Source organism: Streptococcus cristatus (assembly GCF_003943535.1).
In the GTDB taxonomy this organism is placed as follows: Bacteria; Bacillota; Bacilli; order Lactobacillales; family Streptococcaceae; genus Streptococcus; species Streptococcus cristatus_L.
The window spans coordinates 248,827-268,170 of record NZ_RJPU01000002.1; the positions used below are offsets into that span (position 1 = coordinate 248,827).

13 protein-coding genes are annotated in these 19,344 nt (G+C 41.0%); 10 read left to right on the top strand and 3 right to left on the bottom strand.

What is annotated here, in order from left to right; all coding sequences use genetic code 11:
* Window positions 1–42 precede the first annotated feature (42 nt).
* The 3 genes from D8790_RS04435 to D8790_RS04445 all read left to right on the top strand — a co-directional run bounded on the left by D8790_RS04435 (window position 43) and on the right by D8790_RS04445 (window position 4,795).
* Window positions 43–1,230 carry an MFS transporter gene (locus tag D8790_RS04435; RefSeq protein ID WP_125387713.1) on the top strand — a complete coding sequence of 396 codons (1,188 nt, stop codon included), beginning with the start codon at window positions 43–45 and terminating at the stop codon, window positions 1,228–1,230.
* 96 nt (window positions 1,231–1,326) lie between these two features.
* Window positions 1,327–3,069 carry an ABC transporter ATP-binding protein gene (locus D8790_RS04440; protein ID WP_125387714.1) on the top strand — a complete coding sequence of 581 codons (1,743 nt, stop codon included), beginning with the start codon at window positions 1,327–1,329 and terminating at the stop codon, window positions 3,067–3,069.
* The gene (locus D8790_RS04445; RefSeq protein ID WP_125387715.1) at window positions 3,059–4,795 is read left to right on the top strand and encodes an ABC transporter ATP-binding protein; all 1,737 of its coding nucleotides are present in this window, start codon (window positions 3,059–3,061) and stop codon (window positions 4,793–4,795) included. The genes D8790_RS04440 and D8790_RS04445 overlap by 11 nt, the downstream gene beginning before the upstream one ends.
* Before the next feature lie 75 nt (window positions 4,796–4,870).
* On the opposite strand, the gene D8790_RS04450 is transcribed toward D8790_RS04445, so the two are convergent.
* The 3 genes from D8790_RS04450 to D8790_RS04460 form a co-directional block, all read right to left on the bottom strand.
* Window positions 4,871–6,397 (bottom strand): ATP-binding cassette domain-containing protein, encoded by a 1,527-nt coding sequence (locus D8790_RS04450; RefSeq protein WP_125387716.1) that lies wholly within the window; start codon window positions 6,395–6,397, stop codon window positions 4,871–4,873.
* Between the two features lie 369 nt (window positions 6,398–6,766).
* Window positions 6,767–7,507, bottom strand: coding sequence for an amino acid ABC transporter ATP-binding protein (locus D8790_RS04455; RefSeq protein WP_005590533.1), 741 nt, complete (start codon window positions 7,505–7,507; stop codon window positions 6,767–6,769).
* Entirely contained in the window at window positions 7,507–9,681 is a 2,175-nt protein-coding gene (locus D8790_RS04460) for an ABC transporter substrate-binding protein/permease (protein WP_125387717.1), read from the bottom strand. The genes D8790_RS04455 and D8790_RS04460 overlap by 1 nt, the downstream gene beginning before the upstream one ends.
* A 161-nt stretch (window positions 9,682–9,842) precedes the next feature.
* Between D8790_RS04460 and D8790_RS04465 the strand changes: the two genes are divergently transcribed.
* The 7 genes from D8790_RS04465 to D8790_RS11045 all read left to right on the top strand — a co-directional run bounded on the left by D8790_RS04465 (window position 9,843) and on the right by D8790_RS11045 (window position 19,274).
* Window positions 9,843–13,685, top strand: a complete 3,843-nt coding sequence (locus tag D8790_RS04465; RefSeq protein ID WP_125387718.1) for a metallophosphoesterase family protein — start codon at window positions 9,843–9,845, stop codon at window positions 13,683–13,685.
* 23 nt (window positions 13,686–13,708) lie between these two features.
* Window positions 13,709–14,656, top strand: a complete 948-nt coding sequence (locus tag D8790_RS04470; protein ID WP_125387719.1) for a CPBP family intramembrane glutamic endopeptidase — start codon at window positions 13,709–13,711, stop codon at window positions 14,654–14,656.
* 159 nt (window positions 14,657–14,815) lie between these two features.
* Window positions 14,816–16,804, top strand: coding sequence for an excinuclease ABC subunit UvrB (gene uvrB, locus D8790_RS04475; protein ID WP_125387720.1), 1,989 nt, complete (start codon window positions 14,816–14,818; stop codon window positions 16,802–16,804).
* Between the two features lie 107 nt (window positions 16,805–16,911).
* Window positions 16,912–17,688, top strand: coding sequence for a hypothetical protein (locus D8790_RS04480; RefSeq protein ID WP_125387721.1), 777 nt, complete (start codon window positions 16,912–16,914; stop codon window positions 17,686–17,688).
* Window positions 17,689–17,719: 31 nt separating this feature from the next.
* Window positions 17,720–18,217, top strand: coding sequence for a GNAT family N-acetyltransferase (locus D8790_RS04485; protein ID WP_125387722.1), 498 nt, complete (start codon window positions 17,720–17,722; stop codon window positions 18,215–18,217).
* Window positions 18,218–18,253: 36 nt separating this feature from the next.
* Window positions 18,254–18,799, top strand: a complete 546-nt coding sequence (locus D8790_RS04490; protein WP_125387723.1) for a DUF1697 domain-containing protein — start codon at window positions 18,254–18,256, stop codon at window positions 18,797–18,799.
* Between the two features lie 340 nt (window positions 18,800–19,139).
* Window positions 19,140–19,274 (top strand): hypothetical protein, encoded by a 135-nt coding sequence (locus tag D8790_RS11045; protein WP_376739450.1) that lies wholly within the window; start codon window positions 19,140–19,142, stop codon window positions 19,272–19,274.
* Window positions 19,275–19,344: the final 70 nt, after the last annotated feature.

The following is a 19,344-nucleotide window of genomic DNA, read 5'->3' on the forward strand; positions in this document are numbered from 1 at the left end:
ACAAAGGATAGAAATTGGGAAACACTTGTTAAAGGAGAAAATATGTTTAAAAGAAGTTATCGGAAAAATATCGGCCTTATGGCCGGAGTAGAATTTTTTGCCTTTCTAGGCATTACTAGTTTTTGGATTTTATTTCTAAGTCAAAATGGTATGTCTCTTTGGCAAATTGGGCTTTTGGAAAGTATTTTTCATGCGACCAGCGTCATTTGTGAAATTCCTTCTGGGATGTTGGCGGATCGCTTTTCCTATAAAACTAATCTGTATCTGAGCCGGATAGCTGGGATTGTGTCTTCGATTCTTATGTTGGCCGGGCAGGGGAACTTTTGGGTCTATGCACTGGCTATGATGATCAGTGCTTGGTCCTATAATTTTGATTCGGGGACAAGCGCAGCTATGGTCTATGATTCGTCCGTAGAGGCGGGACTCAAGGAACGTTACCTATCCATCTCCAGCTTCATGTCTGGAGTGGCCGAGGCGACCCGATCTTTGGGAACGGTCTGGGCTGGATTTTTTGTCCACGGACAATTGCATCTGACCTACTATATCATGATTAGCACCTCTGTCATCGTTCTTTTCTTGACTTGGATGCTGAAGGAGCCGAGTGTCAAAGCAGAGAAAGCGGAACGTCTGACTATGAAAAAGATTATCTGGGCTGTCAAAGAGGAGTTGCAGAGAAATCCCAGCCTTTTTATCTGGATGATTCTGTCCCAAATCATCGGAACTCTGATGTGTATGTTTTATTTTTATTATCAAAATCAATTGCCTGACTTAAAAGCTTGGCAAATTTCGACGGTCATGTTGTTTGGCAGTGCTTTGAATATCTTAGCGGTCTATCTGGCGAGTGTGATTGGAAAGAAGCATTCAGCCTTGAAACTCTTTCCTTCAGTGGTTTTTCTAACTGGAGTGACCTACCTATTGTCCTACTTTGGAACGCCGATCATCTATATTTTGATTTATCTAATCAGCAACGCCTTGTACGCTCTTTTCCAGCCGATTTTTGACAATGATTTACAAAAGCAGTTTCCAAGTGAAGTGCGGGCGACCATGCTTAGTGTCTATTCTATGATGTTCAGCCTGAGTATGATTGTCATTTTCCCTCTGACGGGCTGGCTGATTGATAATCTTGGCTTCGACTGGACTTTTATAGCTTTGGGCAGCTTTTTATTAGCTGTAACACCATTTTTGTATATAGGTCTAAAGAAAATAAGCCAGAACTTACAAGAAGTCTAATATCAATGTTCTCTTTCTGCTGGTCAGAAGGAGAATATTTTTTTCCCTTTGAAAATTATGGTAAAATAAATACAGTTTAATGGAGAAGTAGACAGCATGAAAGATTTATTGAAATATTTCAAGGGCTACATCAGGGAGTCTTTGCTAGGGCCCTTGTTCAAGCTTTTGGAGGCCAGTTTTGAACTGTTAGTTCCGATTTTGATTGCGGGGATTGTGGACGAGACCATTCCTAGACACGACAGCTCCCATCTCTACTGGATGGTTTTTCTTTTGATGGGCTTGGCAGCTCTGGGCGTGGTGGTAGCGGTGGTGGCCCAATATTATTCGTCAAAGGCGGCAGTGGGCTTTACTCGTCAGATGACAAGCGACCTCTATCAAAAGATTCTGCGCCTGCCCAAGGCTAGTCGGGATGAGTTGACGACTTCTAGCTTGGTGACTCGGCTGACGAGCGACACCTATCAGATTCAGACGGGCATCAATCAATTCCTTCGTCTCTTTCTGCGGGCGCCTATCATCGTTTTTGGCTCCATCATCATGGCCTTTACTATCAGTCCGGTCATTACCTTGTGGTTCTTGCTCATGGTGGCAATTTTAACGGCTATTATCGTCCTCATGTCTCGTCTGATGAATCCTCTATATGCTAAGATTCGTCAACTGACAGACCAACTAGTCAATTTGACGCGTGAGCAACTGCAGGGCATGCGGGTCATACGAGCTTTCGGTCAGACCCAGCGCGAGGTTCAGACCTTTCGCAATCGCAATGAGCTCTATAAAACCTGGCAAATCAGGACGGGAGCTCTGGCTAGTCTGATTAGCCCCCTGACCTTTCTCACAGTCAATGGTACCCTGATTGCTGTGATTTGGCAGGGGAATAACTTTATCGGCAAGGGCTTACTGACTCAGGGGATGCTAGTGGCCTTGGTTAATTATTTATTGCAGATTTTGGTGGAATTGCTCAAGCTGGCTATGCTGGTCAACTCACTCAATCAAAGCTACATCAGTGCAGGCCGCATTAGTCAGGTCTTCGAGCAAGCAGAAGAAGATGTCCTGCAGGAATTAGTGCAGGAAACAGCTCTGCCGGATCAAGCCATTAAAGTCCAGCAGGTCAGCTTTTCCTATCCCAAAGCGGCTAGTCCTGCTTTGACTGGTCTGACTTTTGATTTGAAAAGAGGTCAGACTTTAGGTGTTATTGGTGGGACAGGTTCAGGGAAGTCTACTCTGGTTCAGCTGCTGGCTCATCTTTATCCTGTGGCTGCTGGTCAGTTGACCATCTTTTCCCAAGGACGCAGTCCTAAAAATCTCAGAGAATGGCGGTCCTGGATCAGTCTGGTGCCTCAGAAGGCGGAGCTTTTCCAAGGAACTGTTCGCTCCAATCTGACTTTAGGATTGTCAACTAAGCCAACAGATGCAGACTTGTGGCAGGCTTTAGAGATTGCTCAGGCGGCGGACTTTGTCTCCCAGAAGGAAGGTGGTTTGGATGCGACTGTAGAGGCCTTTGGTCGGAATCTTTCTGGCGGTCAGCGTCAGCGTTTAACCATCGCCAGAGCTGTCTTGCGGAGGGCGCCTTTCTTGGTTTTAGATGATGCAACCTCTGCTCTGGACTATTTGACAGAGGCAAGACTCCTGCAGGCTATTAAGAATGAATTGACAGAGACCAGTCTGGTCTTGATCTCTCAGCGGACCAATAGCTTGCGCTCAGCGGATCAAATTTTAGTCCTAGATAAGGGAGAACAGGTGGCTCTTGGTCGCCATGAGGAACTCTTAATCAGCTCTGCCATTTACCGAGAAATCCATCACTCACAGCATAGTCAAGGAGAGGAGGACAAGCATGAAGCATAAGACATCACCTAGCAGCTTGAGACGTTTGACTCGAGATTTGCTGCAGGCGCGCTGGCTCTTTCTCTTAGCTAGTCTGGGAACGGTGGCTCAAGTGGCTCTAACTGTTCTTCTTCCAGTTTTAATCGGGAATGCGGTTGATAGCGTTCTTCTTACTCAAGTAGAGCAGCATTTGATGCCGATTTTGGGGCAGATGCTGTTGGTAATCTTAGCCAATACGCTGATTCAATGGCTCAATCCCTTACTCTATAATCAGTTGGTTTATCGCTACAGCCAGCAGCTCCGTCAAGGCGTTATCAAGAAAGTACACTATCTGCCATTGGCCTATCTGGATCGGCAGGGAACTGGCGATTTGGTTAGTCGGGTGACGACAGACTTGGAGCAGCTCAGCAATGGCCTACTTATGGTTTTCAATCAATTTTTTGTGGGTTTGCTGACAATTTTAGTGACCATCATTAGCATGGCTAGATTGGACTTTTTCCTCCTGCTTTTGGTTCTGCTTTTGACGCCCCTTTCTCTCTTTTTAGCGCGCTTTATTGCCAGAAAAAGTTTTAGCTTTTTCCAACGTCAGACGCAGGCAAGAGGAGCGCAGACCCAGCTGATTGAGGAAAGTTTGACCCAGGAAAGTTTGATTCAGGCATTTAATGCTCAGGATCAGTTTGATACAGCTTTTACTCGCAGTAATCAAACCTATGCTGACTATTCGCAGGCGGCTATTTTCTATTCTTCGACAGTCAATCCTTCGACTCGTTTTATCAATGCCTTGATCTATGCTTTGATTGTAGGCTTTGGGGCTGTCCGAATCATTCAGGGAACAGGTTTTACGGTTGGGCAGCTGGTAACTTTTCTCAACTACGTCAACCAGTACACCAAGCCTTTCAATGATATATCGTCGGTCATGTCGGAATTGCAGAGCGCTTTAGCTTGTGCAGAGCGGATTTACAGCGTTTTGGACCAAGAAGAAATAGCTGAGCCCGGTCAGGAAATTCTTCATCCTGAAAATGTCAAAGGACAGATTAGCTTTGAGCATGTGGCTTTTGGCTATAATCTTGGAAAAGAGCTGATTCAGGATTTGAATATAAGGATTCCAGCAGCTAGCAAGGTGGCTATTGTCGGGCCAACTGGTGCTGGTAAGTCAACCCTGATCAATCTCCTCATGCGCTTTTACAATGTTGATAGTGGTCTTATTTCGCTAGACGATGTTCCCATCAGTCATTACACTAGAGCCTCTTATCGTCAGCAGTTTGGTATGGTACTGCAGGAGACTTGGCTCAAGACGGCGACCATTCATGATAACATAGCTTTTGGTCGGCCAGATGCTAGCCGAGAAGAGGTCATTGCAGCTGCCAAGGCGGCCAATGCGCATTTCTTTATCCAGCAGCTTCCTCAGGGCTATGATACCTATCTGGCGGATGCTGGGGACTCCCTGTCTCAAGGTCAGCGGCAGCTCTTGACTATTGCGCGCGTCTTCCTTTCGGTTCCTAAAATCCTAATCTTAGATGAGGCGACTTCCTCCATTGATACCCGGACAGAAGTCTTGATTCAGGAGGCTTTCAGCAAGCTCATGGTAGGACGGACTAGCTTCATCATTGCCCATCGCCTATCCACTATTCAAAATGCGGACATCATCCTCGTCATGGTAGATGGCAATATTGTCGAACATGGGAATCACCAGGAGCTCATGGCAGCCAGAGGTGTTTATTACCAAATGCAGACGGCGCAGGAGTAGAAGGAGAGCTTTATTAAATCTCACAGATTGATGCTAAACAAAGCAAAAAGAGTTGGAAATTCCAACTCTTTTTGCTTATAATTTAACTTCTTTCAACCCTGTTTCTGTCAGTTTATAAATCTTCTGGCAGACTTCTTTGAGAAAGATTCGGTCGTGGGAGACAGCGATGATGGCGCCAGGATAGGTCGCCAAAAGCTGGCGAACCTGAGGCTGAGAGGTGGGAGAGAAGTTGCGGGTTGGCTCGTCCAGAAGGAGGACATTGGGACGGTCTAAGACTAGTTTAAGCAGGAGGAGCTTGGCTTTTTGGCCACCGGAAAGCTGCCCAATCGGGTGACGGGCTTCGTCACGCGTGAACTGGAGACTGGCTAGATGCGTCAGGATTTTCTCTTCCTGAGCCTTGTCGCCAGAGGGAGCTAGAAAGTCCAAAGGACTGCTCTCATCAGTCAGCAAGTCGCCATAATGCTGGGGCATATAACCGACCCGCATGTCTGTCCGCTCACGCAGGATCTTCCATATTTCCTTAAGCAAAGTTGATTTGCCTGCACCATTAGCACCAATCAGTCCTATTTTTTCCTGACCGCAGACCTCCAGAGTTAGGTTCTCCGCTAGTTGTCGTCCATCTGCTTCTAGTTTCATTCCTTCTAATTTTAGGATTCTTTTGGTCAATGGCAGAGCTTCTATGTCTGAGAAGTGAAGGCTGATGGCATCTTCCTGTGTCGGAATTTCTGTCATTTCAGAACCTGCCTTTTCAAATCGTTTGCCCTGTGAGAGGACGTTTTTCATCTTCTTGGCTAGTAGGCGGCCTTGGACATCATTTTTGGTATTTCTCAAGGCATTCTCAACATTTTGCTTAACTTGTCGGTGTTTTTCCATGGTCTTGGCGTGTTCTTCCCGTTCTTTCCGTGCCAGTTGACCTTGTTTTTCAAAGGCCTCCTGACGCTGATGTCGGTAATTTTCATAATCCAGACTCTTGACGCTGGTTCTAGCCTCCTGCTTCTTTTTGATTCGCTCCAGATGAACAATCTTGGTCGCGGCTTGAGCGAGAAAGTGCTCGTCGTGAGAGACGAAAAGGACCGTTCTCTGGCTGTGGCTGATAAAGTTTTCCAGCCATGTCAGAGTTTCGAGATCGAGGTCATTAGAGGGCTCGTCAAGAAAGAGAATGTCCCAATCACTAGCTAATTTCTTGATGAGCTGGACCTTGAGTTTTTCTCCTCCAGATAGGCTAGAGAGCTGCTGCTGACTGGCAAAGCGCTGGCTGTCAAAGTTGAGCTCCCCAGCATAGCGGTAGAGCTTAGCATAGTCCAGCTCTGTATCAAAATCAGCAAAGAAATAGTCATTGAGCGTCAGTTGGGCATCCTCTGAAGGCAGTTGCTGGGGCAGGTAAACAGCAGCAGTATAGGACTTATCAATCTGTCCGCTGTAACTGACATAGGAACTGACCAGTCGCTCGTCTAGCAGGAGCTTGAGTAGGGTAGACTTGCCATTGCCCTCCTCACCGATAATACCGACCTTGTCTCCTTGATTGATGGTCAGTGTCAGATCTTTGACCAGCTCCTTCAGGTCTTTTAGGTGGGTAATAGTTAGATTTCTTATTTGCAGCATAGATATCTCCTTTGTTTTATAACACAAAATACAGCCCTGCTTTATTTAGCAGAGCTGTTTAGATTGCACAAAGAAGACACTGGAGTGTCCAAGTAGGATCATTCGTTTCTAGGCTTTCATCTTGCCCTGTCATAGGAGTGTCAGGATTAGTCTAAAGATAAGGCATAGATGCTTGAAAGCACAAAAAAACGAAAGTCCCGCGGATATGCAGAAACATGACAAAATCTACTAAATAAAGTTTCCTTTAAAAAATAGACTTAATTTTTCATGTCTCCGTGTACCTCCGAAATCATTCTACCCTTAGTCTAGCAAAAAGGCCAGCATAAGTCAATAAAAATCCTGAAAGATTACTTTCAGGATTCGTCATATTTATACGTTGAGCACCTTGTCCAAGAAGTCCTTGAGACGTGGATGCTGAGGGTTATCGAAGATTTGGTCTGGTTTGCCGTCTTCTAGGAATTCGCCGTCAGCAGTGAAGATGACGCGATTAGCAACCTGACGAGCAAAGCCCATTTCGTGAGTCACGATCAGCATGGTCATGCCCTGCTGAGCCAGATCCTTCATAACGTTGAGAACGTCACCAACCATTTCAGGGTCGAGAGCAGAAGTCGGCTCGTCAAAGAGCATGATGTCTGGGTTCATAGCTAATCCTCGAGCGATGGCCACCCGTTGTTTTTGACCTCCTGACAGGCTGTCTGGTTTGGCATCAGCCTTGTCTGCCAGCCCAACCTTTTCCAAGAGCTCCATACCAAGCTTGTCTGCATCAGCTTGGCTCATTCGCTTGTGCTCAACAGGAGCGAAGGTGATATTTTGCAGGACAGTCATGTGTGGGAAGAGGTTGAAGTGCTGGAAGACCATTCCGATATCTTCACGAACATGGTCCACATTGGTAGCCTTGTCTGTCAAATCATAGCCGTTGACAGTAATGGTCCCACTGGTTACTTCTTCAAGCAGGTTCAGGCTGCGTAGGAAAGTTGATTTACCTGATCCAGAAGGACCAATGATACAAACAACATCTCCTTCATAAAACTTAGCACTAATCCCTTTTAGGACTTCATTTTCCCCATAGTATTTATGTAAATCATTAACATCAATTTTTAATTTAGCCATTAGTGAATCCTCTTTTCTAAGCGTTTAGCCAATCTTGTTAAGAGTGTGATGATGACCAAGTAAAGCACTGCTAGGATAGCATACATCTTGAAGCTCTGATAGTTACGGGCGATGATGATTTTACCTGTTTGGAAGAGCTCAACAAGTCCGATAGCTGATACGATAGTTGTATCCTTGAGAGCGATGACGAACTGGTTGACAAAGTTTGGTAGCATGATCTTGGTTGCTTGAGGCAGGATAATCTTGCGCATGGTCTTTCCATACGAGATCCCCAGACTTCGGCTAGCTTCCATCTGTCCGACCGGAACGGCTTGAATCCCTCCGCGAACAATCTCAGCGATATATGCACCAGCATTGAGTGACAGAGCAATTGTTCCTGCAACGAAGTCGTTAATCGGACTTTGCTGACCAGTCATAGATTCAATGAGGTTTGGAATTCCCCAGAAGATGAAGGCAGCCAGAATCATAAGTGGAATACCACGAATAACGTCAACAAAAATTTCTGAAATGATGCGAAGCGCTTTGATTGGGCTGACGCTGAACATCCCAAAGATAATCCCGATCACCATGGCAATCGCAAAGGAGATCAGTGCTAAAGCAATGGTAATTCCAAGTCCGCTTAACAGCTGTTTGTAGTTGTTTTGGAGAAGTCCCCAGATAGTTGTTTCATCAACGGTTGTGGAATTATCCTTCTCAGCTGAAAGATATTTATCAAGAATTTCTTGATATTTACCATTCGCTTTTAGATTAGCCAGACCGTTATTGAACATCTCGATGAGTTCAGGGTTGGTGCCTGCTTTTACTGCAAAAGCAACTTCACCACTAGGGGTTCCTTCGATTGGCGTTTTCATTTTCTTGCCTTGATTGATGGCATATTTGACAACGGGCTCATCGTCCATAATAGCAGCGACAGAGCCAGAGTTCAGACTATCATACATAGAAGAACCGTCTGAAAAAGTTTTGATTTTGTAGCCGTATTTGCTTTGATTTTCGACGAGGAAGGTTTGAGAGGCCGTACCGTTCTTGACTCCGACGGTCTTTCCTTTCAAGTCTTCATAGGAGCTAATAGTGCTCGATTCTGTCACCGCAAGGATAGAGTTAGCAGTGTAGTATGGTTCAGAGAAATTAAAGGTTTCTTTGCGGGCCTCTGTCACAGACATCCCCGCAATCATCCCGTCAGCTTGACCAGATTGAACAGCATTGATGGCAGCGTCAAAACCAGGGTTAGAGATTTCCAGTGTAAAACCTTGGTCTTCGGCAATGGCTTTGATCAAGTCCATGTCAATACCAGTATATTGGTTGCTATCATTTTGGAAAACGAAAGGAGCAAAGGATGAGTCGCTGGCAATCGTATATTTAGCTTTGACTGGGGTGGCTTTTTGTCCAGACTTGGTTGTCGTCTCTGGTACTGCTGAGTTGGTTGAAGTGCCAGAAGCGGCAGTCCACTTAGTGATGATGTCCTTCAAGGTGCCATCTTTTTTCATCTGCGCCAAGGCTTCGTTAAACTCCGTCACCAGATATTCGTATTTGCTGCCTTTTTTGACACCAAATGCGAAGCTACCAACGGCCTCACCTTTCATTGAGATTTTCAAATCTTGTCCTTGGCTGATTGCGTACTCAATAACAGGTTGGTCATCCATAGCTGCATCAACGGCTCCAGCTGTTAGGCTGTTATACATAAGGTCGCCTGTATCAAACGTTTTGATAGTAAAGCCGTATTTGTCCTTGATTTTTTCAAGGAAACGTTGTGCGGCTGTACCGTTTTTAACTCCGACAGTCTTTCCTTTAAGTTGATCGTAAGATTTTACTGTATTAGCCTTGGTCGTTGCGATGACAACTTTTGTGTCATAATATGTATCAGACATGGTAAAGACTTTTTCGCGTTCAGCAGTCTTGGTCATACCTGCCATAATGGCATCGGCCTGTCCTGCTTGAACGGCATTGACAGCAGCGTCAAAGCCAGGGAAGGACATTTCATATGCCCAGCCTTTGATTTCAGCAACTTTATTGATAATATCTACATCAATTCCTTTATATGTCTGGTCTACATCTTTAAATTCAAATGGGGCATAAGCCGTGTCAGATACGATTTTGATGGTATCTGCGTGAGTGGTTGTCCCTAGTGCAAAGATAGGGAATAACGCTAGCAGAAAAGCTATGATCTTTTTCTTCATATTTTCTCTCCTTTAGTTGAATATTTTTTGATTATATCAGAAAAATTTAAGAAAGGCAAGAGTTATGTAAGAAAATATAACATAGATAATTATTTGTTTTGGAGGATTTCATCTTGTTTTTATGATATAATGGTACAAATATTATCGTGGAGAATAGCTTTATGGGGATGAATATTTTACAATTATCGGATTTACATATTGGAAAAGAACTAGGTGAACAGAGATGCTTGGATATATTAAAAAGAAATTTGGAAACCTTGCTTCACTCTATTATTGACGCCTTAGATAAAGAAAGTTTAAATTCTAAAATAGATAAAATTACTGTTACAGGTGATATTTTTGATTGTAAAGTTTTTGAAGAAAGACAAGGTATCTCTAATTATCTTAATACTTTTAATATGGCAGTATGTTTTTTTGAGAATCTTATTGAAAATGTCAACAGTAAAGGGAATAATAATCTTTCCATTGAAGATTTGATTGTAATCCCTGGAAATCATGAATTAAATAGACCTAACATAGAGAGTGGAGAAGCTTATTCAAAACCAGATGTTCATTTTCAAAAATATAGAGAATTTTTGAGGATGCTTTATAAAGGAATGTTTGATAGACTATATCCTGAACCTGATAGTAATAAACATATTGTTAGAATTGTTTTGGATGAGAATAAAAATACTATTATTATTGGATTTAACTCTGTTAACTTTTATTGGAGTTTTCAGAAGCCTAGCAAAGAAATAAAGCACGAGTATTTTTCGGAAAATGATTTTGGAGCTATTTCGTTTGAACAAATAACATATGTACGAAATTTTTTAAAGAATGTTAAAAATTTAGAAAAATATTCTATTGTTGCATTAACTCATCATCATTTCTCTCAATACGAAGAACGAACATTGGATTATCATGATAATAGTGCTATTCGAAATGAAGAAACTTTTTTAAAGTTTCTTTCAGATTTTAATGTAAAATTAATTTTACATGGTCATAAACATCAAACTATTGATAGATTAATCAGTACAACTTTTGACTTAAGTAAACCTATACGTGTTATTCCAGCAATAGGCTGTGGTTCGACAACAGCAGCAGGAGCAGATAAAAAACAGTTTAATGTTATTACTATATACGATTATAAGAATAAGCAAGTAGATTTTGAATATAAAGAATTTTCTACAGAAAACCAAGGATTTGAATTGTCTAGATCTTTTTGCTACCCCCCCTTAGCAGATGATAAAAATCAACAAGATTTTGAAAATCTTTTGAGGAATATAGAGAAAACATCAATAAAAGAAACTTTTTTTAATATTAAAAAAAAAATCAAAAAAGATAATTTCGATTTTTTTGAGGAAATCTTAAAAAATGTAATCATACCATTACCTAGATGTGTGGAATACTTACAATCAAATTCTAATTCTTTTTTGACTCTACTAATAGCTATTTTAGCAAGAAAAAATTTAAAAAATAAGGTAATTGAAGAATTTTTGGAGGATAAACTTAATTCTTTACTAGGTGACAAAGATGAATGTGATAAAATATTAAAATGGCTACTCTCATCAGAGTTAAGAATCATTGAACATTACCAAAATATTGATTTCATCTCAGCTGATAATTCTAAGGAAATAATATTTATTATTTTAGGGGCATTCTTAGCTGATTTGTATATATCTATTAACGATGATTATGTGAATTTTTATAGAAATAATATTCAAAATAAAGTTAATATCTATATTGATATGAATGGGATTAGCTTTAATGGTGGGAATTTAGAGATTGTCACAGATCTTGAACGGCGTTCTTTAGATATAAAAATTATTGTTGAAAATGCTGACTCCCACAAAGTTATGAAATTAATTGCAACTGAGTTTAGTCTTCTGTTATCTCAACTTGAAGAAGTTTTTTCATATATTGGATTCAAAATTTATCACATTACTTCTATAGTTAGAGATGAGGAATCCAATCAGTTAGAAAGTTATAATTTTGAAGCTTACACTCCAACTCTTATCCCACTGTTAGCAGGAAAAAATATTTATCTTGATAATCAGCATGCTTTTCTTCGTGAATTAATTCAAAATTCAATTGATGCAATTGAAGTTAGAAGAAAGATGGATAGAAATATTCCATATGCAAGAATCAATATCCATTTAGATGAGAAGCGATTTTTTGTAAGGGATACAGGAACAGGTATGAGCAGATACCTTCTCGAAAGATTTTTTACAAGTATCGGAAGAAGCTATTATACCAGTAAAGATTTTCGTAGACTATATATAAGAGACTACTCCCCTGTTAGTCAATTTGGTATAGGCTTTCTTTCGGTATTTTTGGTTACAAATCATGTAGAGATATTTACCAAACATTATCAAGAAAGGAAATATTTCCACCTTGATATTCCAAATAATGATGGCTGTTTTTTTATTAATGAACTCTCTCAGCAACCAAACCTTTTAGCAGAATCCAATACAATATATAATACGGCTGTCTGTTTAAATTTTGAAGAGAAGCAAATTCATGATAAACGTCTTAAACTGTGCCAAAAAATGGAAAAAATTTTTTTAAACCCCCCAGTAAAAATCCTTATGCTAATAGGAAGATCTGAGAAAGTAAATCATAAGGAGGAGAAAAAAGACGGCTCATCTCCACAGTATAGGGAAATTAAGAGTAATAGTCTTTTTAGAGAAATTGATACAGCAACAGATAGAAATGGATTATTTTTCTTTTTTCCATTTAAAAGTAGTGATGAGGGTTACAGCAATGAAGTTATGATTGACGAAAGCGTTGTACAAGATAAAGTTAATTGCGTGGGGAACGATAGCTTCTTTAATCAGAGTAATTATGGAATTTTACTTTATAAGCCAGATAAAGAGTTATCTACTATATCTAAAGTTCAACAATTATCTGCAGGAATGTTTATAGGGGAAGATGATAAGTACGCTTGGAGTAATAGACTAGTTAAGGCATCTAAATTTCAGGAGAGTTCACAATGGACGGATAATTTTTTTGATGTGGTGATTAACTATCCTCCAAGCTTATTAAAACTTAATGTTTCGAGAGATACTGTAAAAAATGCTAATGATTTTATTGATATTTTGGATAATCAAAAAATAAGAAGAATCACAGATATAAAGGTTTCTAATGTGAGAGCTATTATTGAAGTAGTTAAAGCAAAAATCATTTGTTCTGATAAAAGGAATTTTTGCTATTTTGATCTTTGTCGCATTTTCCCTGATAATTATGGCCTTCATGAGCTACACCTTGATGTAACCGAAACAGGTTTATATGTTTGCAGACGATTTGATAATTCGTCTGGTAAGGATGAATCTATTACAAAAATTTGTGATCAATTATCTATGTCTTTGTCGAACTTTTCTAACAATGATTTAATACTAAGTTTAAAAAGTAATTTTGAAAAAATGGATCACGTTAAGTTAGATGAGTCATGTTTAGCTTCGATTTTTGTATTAACATATAGAGTTGCTCAATGGTCAACATTTTTTGCAAATAACAGTTATAAAGCAAGAGGATTTCAAAAGATTTTATATGATTTTTTAAATATAGATATACTATCAGATTTGTCAGTATTGAAAGAAGATGCAAATAATGCCTTAAGAGATATTTCAGGATTACAAGAATACTTTGGCCTGAAAAAGAAAGATGGAAAAATAGTATTTGAGAAAGATGAGGAAAGACAATTTTTTGATTTTCCAGATAAATCAAGTAATAAAGATGATAACAATATCGATCAGAGAAAAGGTAAACCCAAAAAGAAACCTTCATTGGTACCAGCACAATCTATCATAACTTATATCACTAATAATATTTTATCCGATATTGAAAAAAACGATTTTTTTGTACAAATATTAGCAGTTATGCTTACAATAATGGAGAAAAAATTACAAAATGAAAGTAAAGATGAAATAATTGCCTTATCTATTTATCATTTTTATCCAATATATATTTCAATGTTTATTAATAAAAATGATTTAGACCAGGGAATTAATATCAAATTATTTTAATTATGTAAGAAAGGAACATATTTATGTTTAAATCACGCATGTTAGATAATGTGAAGCTGTCGCGCTATATTCCGCCGATTTGGTTAGCAATTCTGATCTCTATTGGCTTTATCCAGATAGGAGAAATCCTTGCAGTCATTGGAATGATTCCGATTGGGATCGTCATTGGAACTGTGCTTGCCATGGTAAATCCGACAGCTGACCGAGCAACAGTTATGGAAGTGTTCGGGCATTATGGTATCTTTTTTCAGCTGGGTAGTTTTTTCTTTATGGCCTTACTTGTTTTTCTGTGGGTCAAGTTTCGAGAAAAGAGACCTTTCTCCAGTCTGGGCTTCTTTAAGGAAGGATGGCTGAAAGAACTGGGTAAAGGATTTCTGATTGGTTCGATACAGTTTTCGCTTATCGTTGCCCTGCTCTTGCTGACCGGATCTGGTAGACTGGAATTAGCAGAGCTTAGTTTAGAGCCAGTTCTTTTTATTCTTTCCCTGATACCTTTTTGGATTCTGCAAGGTGGGACAGAGGAGCTAGTGACGCGTGGTTGGCTCTTTCCAGCGGTTAGTGCCAAATCAAATATCCTTGTCGGTGTCTTGGTTTCCAGCACTCTATTTGGGGCGATGCACCTGCTCAATGCTGGTGTGACTGTTCTTTCCATTGTTACTATTATCTTGGATGGGATTTTTGCCTGCCTACTCATGATCAAGTATGATAATATGTGGGTCTTGGCTGGTATGCATGGCGCTTGGAATTTCGTCCAAGGAAATGTCTACGGCATCCAGGTTAGCGGGCAAGGAGCTAATGCCTCTGTCTTTAATTACACGTCTCAGACTTCTATTGATTGGCTTTCAGGAGGAGCTTTCGGTGCTGAAGGATCTATTTTTGCCAGTATCGTCCTGATTGGCTGCATTGCCTATCTTTACTGGTCACTCAAGAAAGAAAATCGCCTGCCTCAAGCACTGATCTTTAAGAAATAAAGACATCGCTCAGCTTAGCTGGGCGATTTTTGATGCTAATGAATGATCAGAATGCAAGACTAGCCGTTCTTAGAGATGTAGCTACTAAATCAGAGCCAAAGGCAGAGAAAATGAGGCAAATATGGTAAAATGATAGAAGCACAATTTAAGGAATAAAAGATGATTAACAGAATTACAGATAATAAATTTGAATTGGTGTCTAAGTATGAGCCTTCAGGTGACCAGCCTCAAGCTATTGAACAGCTGGTGGATAATATTGAGGGAGGCGAGAAAGCCCAGATTCTCATGGGAGCGACGGGTACTGGTAAGACCTATACCATGAGTCAGGTTATCGCTCGGGTCAACAAGCCGACTCTAGTGATCGCCCATAATAAAACGCTAGCCGGCCAGCTTTATGGTGAGTTCAAGGAATTCTTCCCCAATAACGCTGTGGAATACTTCGTTTCCTACTATGATTACTACCAGCCTGAGGCCTATGTGCCTTCCAGTGATACTTATATCGAAAAGGATAGTTCGGTCAATGACGAGATTGATAAGCTCCGTCACTCAGCGACATCAGCTCTCTTGGAGCGCAACGATGTGATTGTCGTGGCTTCGGTCTCTTGTATCTACGGTCTGGGATCGCCTAAGGAATACTCCGACAGCGTGGTAAGTCTGCGTCCAGGCCTTGAAATTTCCCGTGATAAGTTGCTCAATGACTTGGTTGATATCCAGTTTGAGCGCAATGACATTGACTTTCAGCGGGGGAAATTCCGGGTTCGTGGTGATGTAGTGGAGATTTTCCCTGCTTCTCGGGATGAGCATGCCTTTCGGGTGGAGTTTTTCGGAGATGAGATTGACCAGATTCGTGAGGTCGAAGCCTTGACAGGACGAGTCTTGGGTGAGGTGGACCATTTGGCTATTTTCCCAGCTACTCACTTCGTCACCAATGAAGACCACATGGAAGTAGCCATTGCCAAGATTCAGGCGGAGCTGGAGGAGCAGCTAGCTATCTTTGAGAAGGAAGGCAAGCTTCTGGAAGCCCAGCGCTTGAAGCAGCGTACGGAGTACGATATCGAAATGCTGCGTGAAATGGGCTATACAAATGGTGTTGAAAACTATTCTCGCCATATGGATGGTCGAAGCGAAGGAGAGCCTCCTTATACCCTTCTGGACTTTTTCCCTGATGATTTCTTGATTATGATTGATGAGAGTCACATGACCATGGGACAGATTCGGGGTATGTACAATGGCGACCGCTCTCGTAAGGAGATGCTGGTTAATTATGGTTTCCGCTTGCCGTCTGCCTTGGACAACCGTCCGCTGCGCCGAGAAGAATTTGAAAGCCATGTTCACCAGATTGTCTATGTATCGGCTACGCCGGGTGACTATGAAAATGAACAGACGGACACTGTTATTGAGCAGATTATCCGACCGACAGGGCTTCTGGATCCAGAAGTGGAAGTCCGCCCAACTATGGGGCAGATTGATGACCTTTTGGGTGAAATCAATGCCCGTGTTGAAAAGAATGAGCGAACCTTTATCACAACCCTGACCAAGAAGATGGCGGAAGATTTGACGGACTACTTCAAGGAAATGGGTGTCAAGGTCAAGTACATGCACTCAGATATCAAGACCTTGGAGCGGACTGAGATTATCCGAGACCTGCGCTTAGGTGTCTTTGACGTTCTGGTTGGGATTAACCTTTTGCGCGAGGGAATTGACGTGCCTGAGGTTAGTCTGGTAGCCATTCTTGATGCGGATAAGGAAGGTTTCCTCCGCAACGAACGTGGCCTGATCCAGACTATTGGACGGGCAGCCCGCAATAGCGAGGGGCATGTGATTATGTATGCGGATACTATGACCCAGTCCATGCAGCGCGCTATCGATGAAACTGCCCGCCGTCGGACAATCCAGATGGCATATAATGAAGAGCATGGCATTGTACCGCAGACTATCAAGAAAGAAATCCGCGACCTAATCAGTGTGACCAAGGCTGCCCTGCCAGACAAGGAAGAAACAGTCGAAATCGAAAGCCTCAACAAGCAGGAGCGCAAGGATATGATCAAGAAACTAGAAGGTCAAATGCAAGAAGCTGCCGGACTTCTGGACTTCGAACTGGCCGCACAGATTCGCGATATGATTCTGGAAATAAAGGCGATGGATTAAAAAATATGGTTAGTGCCAAAGTTGCAAACTAAGCTCTTAATTACATCTCTAGTCAATGAGTCACTATGTGAAAAATAAGTTAGAGAAGTTTAAGTGGGGGAATTGAAGTGAAAAGGAATCTAATTAAACTAATATTTATTTTCTTTATTCCAATTTTTGTCATAGGCATGATGCCGATAGTTCAATTGCTTTGGGCATTTTTGCCGACAAAACTTGTTACGAAAGAGGAAAAGCAGCATATTGAATATGTTGTGAACACAGCTTTTGAAGATAATTTAGGATTGAAGGTTAAGAAAATAGAGATTCCAACGTGGGTCGGTCATTTTTCTTATCAATATGAAGTAAAAGTTCAATTGACTGAAGAGGCGGACAAAATTTTAACAGATGAGTTAGAAGAAAGAACTTATTACTATTACTCTAATAGTGATGATGAGCCATCTTCCATATTAACAGATCTTACCTTTTCTTCTGTCTTAGATACAAATTCCCATCCTATGTTGAATACCTTATATTTTGATAAAGAGTCTGTTCTAAAGCCAATGAAATTTAAGGAGCTGAGAACAGATTTAGATTACGATGTAACTGACAACCAAAAAGGGTTTTATCGTGATTTGGTTCAAATTAAAAAAGAACTAAAGTATAATCCCAAGACAGAGAAGTATGAAGCGTCAGCAGAGGACATAAAGAAATTGAGAAAGGATATGATCCGATTATCAGAAAAGTATGGAGCTCAATTGAATCTGTATCTCTTTCTGGAAGGCGAGGTTCCTGAAGGTGCGAGTTTAAGTGACTATATTGATTTTACTACCTTACCCAAAAATGTTTATGTAGTTGTTCGGGGAGAAAATGGAAAATTAGATAGCAATGGTTTTCAGGCGAAATAATTGAGATAGATTTATTCAAGGAGAAAAATAAATGGTCATCACTATCAAAACAATGGAAACAGCTGAGGAGATAGAAAGTAAATCCAGAGTTCATTGGCAGACATGGCGAGAAGCTTATGATGAGATTTTGCCTGCGGAATTTCAAGAGCAGATAACCTTGGATAAGTGCCGATTTTATAGTCAAAAGTATCCTGAAAATACCTTGATCGCTTTGGATGATGCTAAAGTGGTTGGCTTTGTTAGCTACGGTGATTTTCGAGATTCAGCTACGATAGCGGGTGAAATTATTGCCCTGTATGTCTTAAAAGATTATTATGGCAAGGGTGTAGGACATCAGCTCATGCAGGCTGCATTTGCTGCCTTGGATAGTTATCAAAAGATTTTATTATGGGTGTTAGAAGATAACAAACGTGCTATCGCCTTTTATGAAAAAATGGGTTTTGTTTTTGACGGCGAGGAAAAGGTCATTGACCTAGGAAAAGCCGTGAAAGAAAAACGGATGATTTACATGAGAAACTCGAACAGTTAGTCTGAAAATAATAGATATATTTTTAAGGAGCACTACATGCGTTATGCACTTTTACTCCGCGGCATTAATGTCGGCGGGAAAAACAAGGTCGTCATGGCTGATTTGAAGAAAGATTTGGCTGGGTTGGGTTTTGAAAATCCGGTTTCCTACATTAATAGCGGCAATCTTTTCTTTGATAGCGAGGAGCAGGAGGAAAGGATTCGGGAGAGCTTGACTGCTTATTTCAGTCGGTCTTATGATTTTCCTCTGCCTTTCGTCCTTGTCAGCTCTGCTATGCTTCAAAAAGAAATAGCCAATCTTCCTGCTTGGTGGCAGGATGAAACAGCCTTTCGGCGCGATGTTCTCTTTTATCTGCCAGAGACAGATAGGGAGAGTGTTCAAGAACTGGCAGGCAGTTGGGCGAATGACAAGGAGCAGCTGCATTTTGGACAGACGGCTTTCTTTTATAGCAATGCTGATCAAGCGGACTATCTCAAGTCCAACTACCATAAGAAACTGCTCAAGTCTAGTTTCTACAAGCAACTGACTATCCGAAATGGCAAGACTTTCCAGAAGATTGTGGAGTTGGTTGGAAATGAGTGAGCTAAATTTGGAAGATACAAGGGAAGAAAAAGCGAAGCGCTGGAAGTTTTCTAAAGTTATTTGGCTAGCGCTCTATCTCTTGTTGTTTATCTTTGTCTTGCTGCATTTTAGTTTGAGTCCCTTTGACTTGGCCTTTACGCCCCTGCTGTGGAACAATTGGCTTTTTCTTCTGTCAGTGGTCGTATTTTGTCACCTATGGTTTCTCTTTTTGAAAAAGAGAGAGTTTCGCTGGTTCCATCTCATCTGGGGGATCCTGAGTATACCTCTTGCATTGTTTATATGGTTTGTAATTTTCTTTCATTTCTCTATAGTCAAATCAGAAAATTCTGTCCCAATCAATATGGATTACGGGATAGAGGGGAGAGAAGTTGTTTTACGAAAAGGCTATTTATTAGATGAATATGATGAATACCATGATTTAGTCAATCCCTATATCATGAAAACCAAGGTCAATCGTGTTCGTTATATTGATTGATGCAGCTCTTGTCAATGGAATCTGGTTTCAAAACTCGTCTTAAAAGCTAAGAGAGGGGTGTGAATGTGAA

Coding starts and splice junctions, on each gene's coding strand:
- D8790_RS04445 (WP_125387715.1), top strand. CDS start 3,059: ATGAAGCATAAGACATCACCTAGCAGCTTGAGACGTTTGACTCGAGAT.
- D8790_RS04435 (WP_125387713.1), top strand. CDS start 43: ATGTTTAAAAGAAGTTATCGGAAAAATATCGGCCTTATGGCCGGAGTA.
- D8790_RS04490 (WP_125387723.1), top strand. CDS start 18,254: ATGCGTTATGCACTTTTACTCCGCGGCATTAATGTCGGCGGGAAAAAC.
- D8790_RS04440 (WP_125387714.1), top strand. CDS start 1,327: ATGAAAGATTTATTGAAATATTTCAAGGGCTACATCAGGGAGTCTTTG.
- D8790_RS04450 (WP_125387716.1), bottom strand. CDS start 6,397: ATGCTGCAAATAAGAAATCTAACTATTACCCACCTAAAAGACCTGAAG.
- D8790_RS04470 (WP_125387719.1), top strand. CDS start 13,709: ATGTTTAAATCACGCATGTTAGATAATGTGAAGCTGTCGCGCTATATT.
- D8790_RS11045 (WP_376739450.1), top strand. CDS start 19,140: ATGGATTACGGGATAGAGGGGAGAGAAGTTGTTTTACGAAAAGGCTAT.
- uvrB (WP_125387720.1), top strand. CDS start 14,816: ATGATTAACAGAATTACAGATAATAAATTTGAATTGGTGTCTAAGTAT.
- D8790_RS04455 (WP_005590533.1), bottom strand. CDS start 7,507: ATGGCTAAATTAAAAATTGATGTTAATGATTTACATAAATACTATGGG.
- D8790_RS04460 (WP_125387717.1), bottom strand. CDS start 9,681: ATGAAGAAAAAGATCATAGCTTTTCTGCTAGCGTTATTCCCTATCTTT.
- D8790_RS04465 (WP_125387718.1), top strand. CDS start 9,843: ATGGGGATGAATATTTTACAATTATCGGATTTACATATTGGAAAAGAA.
- D8790_RS04485 (WP_125387722.1), top strand. CDS start 17,720: ATGGTCATCACTATCAAAACAATGGAAACAGCTGAGGAGATAGAAAGT.